We start from the raw sequence: 2,959 nt of genomic DNA on the forward strand, positions 1-2,959 counted from the left end.
CGATCTGGATGATGCAATAAATTTGAGCGTGAAGCCCCCGGCGACTGCAGGCCAGCGCCAGTTCATATTCATTCAGCGCCAGAAACTCCAGCCGCTGTGCATCATCGAAATCAGGTAGACCATAGAGCGCTTCCTGCTCGGCGTCCGAAAGAATACTGAGGAGCTTATTTTTAGTAGGCATCTCTGATCCTTATGCCTATTTAAACGCGCTTGTCACATTATCATTAACATAGAACCTTTACGTGTCATAATTTAAATTACGGGTAATGTGACTACCGTTGACAGATTATGGTACCCAAATCAGAATGTCACATAATCGAACGTATATGTGACAGAGGAAATATGTTCATCGGATATATTCGGATGTCAAAAGCGGATGGTTCGCAGACGAATGATTTACAACGTGATGCACTGATCGCCGCAGGTGTTGATGCCGCACATTTTTATGAGGACCGGGCATCGGGCAAACGAGAAGAGCGTCCTGGACTTACAGCCTGTCTGAAAGCACTACGACCCGGAGACACGCTGGTCGTATGGAAGCTGGACCGCCTCGGTCGTGATCTTCGTCATCTCATTAATACAGTGCACGACCTGACCGCGAGGGGGACCGGTCTGAAAGTGCTGACCGGTCACGGGGCGACTATCGACACAACAACGGCCGCTGGCAAGCTTGTCTTCGGTATCTTTGCCGCACTGGCGGAGTTTGAGCGCGAACTGATTGCTGAAAGAACGACTGCAGGTCTGGCATCAGCAAGAGCCCGTGGGCGGAACGGCGGCCGACCTTATAAAATGACGCCAGTCAAACTGCGACTGGCAATGGCATCAATGGGACAATCAGAAACAAAGGTCAGTACGCTATGCCAGGAACTTGGGATAACCCGGCAAACTTTGTACAGGCATATTTCCCCTGTTGGTCAACTGCGGGCGGACGGGATCAAGCTGTTCAACCGTGGATAATTTGAACGGACGGAAAAATCTGGGGTTCCGGCGTAGTACCCCTATCACCTCCACATTTTTGCAACAGTGCCTTATAAATGGCAGCCTTATGTTTACTTGCCAAGATGGGCTACCATATGATGTTTTATACTGAGCAATATTAATATTATCTTTAATGGAAAAATTAAGCCCACTAAGTGACCCACTGCTATATGGCTCTATTGTGAAGACGCCTGAGGGTAAAAATTTATACATGGTTGTCCCTATGTCTATTATTGCAAGGTTGACAATATTATTCGTTTTATAAATTTGAGCGTTTAAAATCACACATCAAAGCAATTAGTCAGGATAAACAACAATACCCAGTGCTTCGAGAATCAGTTCTTGCTGCCAGGCTGCAATTTTGATACCTGATGTATCGACTTTGCGGGGATCTAAACCGTCGAGTTCGGCGTGGCATAAATTGGCACCCTGTAGGCTAAATTGCCCCCAGACATCTTCGGAAAAAACACCTCGACTTAAGTCTGACTCTTTCAGTGATGCACCCGCTAGGTTCGTTCCTATCCAGCGATTTTCAAACAACTCACATTTTTCTAAACAAACCCTCTCCATATTGGCATAGGAAAGATTACATCCAGAAATAAATGCTGAGCAAAAGTACATACGATTACTCACTTGATGGGCAAAGTTTGTTCGGGAAAAGTTGGCACCTTTTAAATCACACGCACGGAACTCTATACCGTAGCAATTGGCATTACTGAAGTTTGCCATCGCAAGTTGGCATTGTTGGAAACTTGCATCACGAAGATCTGCGACATCAAAGTGGCAGCCTTCGATATCACCCTGTTCAATGAACTTGCAGTTGACGAATGTCGTATCACGCAAGTTAGCACGTCGAAAGTCGCTGCGAATGAATGTGCAAGCGGTGAAGGTGAGATCACTTAAGTCTTTATGTGAAAAGTTGTGGTGCCGATATGTATGATTGTAGGTTTCCATGAGTACTCCTTGTTGAAAGGAGGGCTAGACTACCATTATACATATGCCAAGACATTAAAATAAAAGCCTGTTACATCAACACATTACAACCCCTCAATTTACCTGTTTTAAGTGGTCAAATTGGCGCGTAGAGCGCCTATCGCTCTTGCATTGGCACGCGGCCCTGTTGAAAAAAGTTATTCGCTTTAGATAGGGTTAGGAGAGCCGTGCTTCGCCGGTAAAAAATCGGACTATCCGACGCAGGGCGGACTCATCGGCGGAGAAGCAAACTTTGACTATATCTCCCTACACTTGGAAGAGGGCTAGACTGGCCCCATAGATCACCAGACACTTCGACTCTCTTAAAATAAGAGGTAGTCTTGGAACTATGTTTAATACCAGTCAGAACGATAAGATGGTTGGAGTGTTATCAGGACCTGAGCGGCGTCGGCGTCGTACACCGCAGGAAAAAATTGCCATTATTCAGCAGACTATGGAGCCCGGTATGACCGTGTCTCATGTCGCGCGCCTGCATGGCATCAATGCAAACCAGATATTCAAATGGCGCAAGCAATATTAAGACGGTTCACTGACGGCTGTTGCATCGGGCGAGGAAGTGGTGCCGGCCTCCGAACTCGCTGCCGCCAATAAGCAAATTCGCGAACTCCAGCGCCTTCTGGGCAAAAAGACGATGGAAGCCGAGATACTCAAAGAGGCCGTGGAGTTCGGCCGGGCAAAAAAATGGATTGCGCATGCGCCCTCGTTGCCTGGGAACGACGAATAAGCGACGTTTGCAGAAGTCTTGGCGTGTCGCGTGCGCAGTTGAGCATTCGGGTTCACCGGCCATCTGACTGACAGGATCGCAGACGGCAGCCCCGTTCTGACGATACCACCGTATTGTCCCGGATAAACATGGCGGTGGCTGACCTGCCGACGTATGGTTATCGCCGTGTGTGGGCGCTGCTGCGACGGGAGTCGGAGCGGGACGGCCTGCCTGTGGTTAATGCAAAGCGGGTGTATCGCATTATGAGAACGCATAATCTGCTTC

3 protein-coding genes and 1 pseudogene are annotated in these 2,959 nt (G+C 48.2%); 2 read left to right on the forward strand and 2 right to left on the reverse strand.

Going from position 1 to position 2,959, the window contains the following annotated elements:
* On the reverse strand, positions 1-181 hold a 181-nt coding region (locus ACOI7D_RS27585), incomplete at its 3' end, for a DUF4158 domain-containing protein (RefSeq protein ID WP_047666755.1).
* Between the two features lie 161 nt (positions 182-342).
* Between ACOI7D_RS27585 and ACOI7D_RS27590 the strand changes: the two genes are divergently transcribed.
* Positions 343-957: a recombinase family protein gene (locus ACOI7D_RS27590; RefSeq protein ID WP_014839983.1), complete on the forward strand. Its 615-nt coding sequence runs from the start codon at positions 343-345 to the stop codon at positions 955-957.
* Positions 958-1,275: 318 nt separating this feature from the next.
* Here ACOI7D_RS27590 and ACOI7D_RS27595 read toward each other — a convergent pair whose 3' ends face one another.
* Positions 1,276-1,932 (reverse strand): quinolone resistance pentapeptide repeat protein QnrS1, encoded by a 657-nt coding sequence (locus ACOI7D_RS27595; RefSeq protein WP_001516695.1) that lies wholly within the window; start codon positions 1,930-1,932, stop codon positions 1,276-1,278.
* Between the two features lie 394 nt (positions 1,933-2,326).
* On the opposite strand from ACOI7D_RS27595, the pseudogene ACOI7D_RS27600 reads away from it, so the two are divergent.
* Positions 2,327-2,959 (forward strand): annotated as a pseudogene (locus ACOI7D_RS27600) (transposase); the annotation flags it as partial.

This window comes from Klebsiella sp. C360, assembly GCF_048822415.1.
In the GTDB taxonomy this organism is placed as follows: Bacteria; Pseudomonadota; Gammaproteobacteria; order Enterobacterales; family Enterobacteriaceae; genus Klebsiella; species Klebsiella quasipneumoniae.

Excerpts from the sequence above, each read along its gene's own strand:
- ACOI7D_RS27590 (WP_014839983.1), top strand. The coding sequence starts at position 343 with ATGTTCATCGGATATATTCGGATGTCAAAAGCGGATGGTTCGCAGACG.
- ACOI7D_RS27595 (WP_001516695.1), bottom strand. The coding sequence starts at position 1,932 with ATGGAAACCTACAATCATACATATCGGCACCACAACTTTTCACATAAA.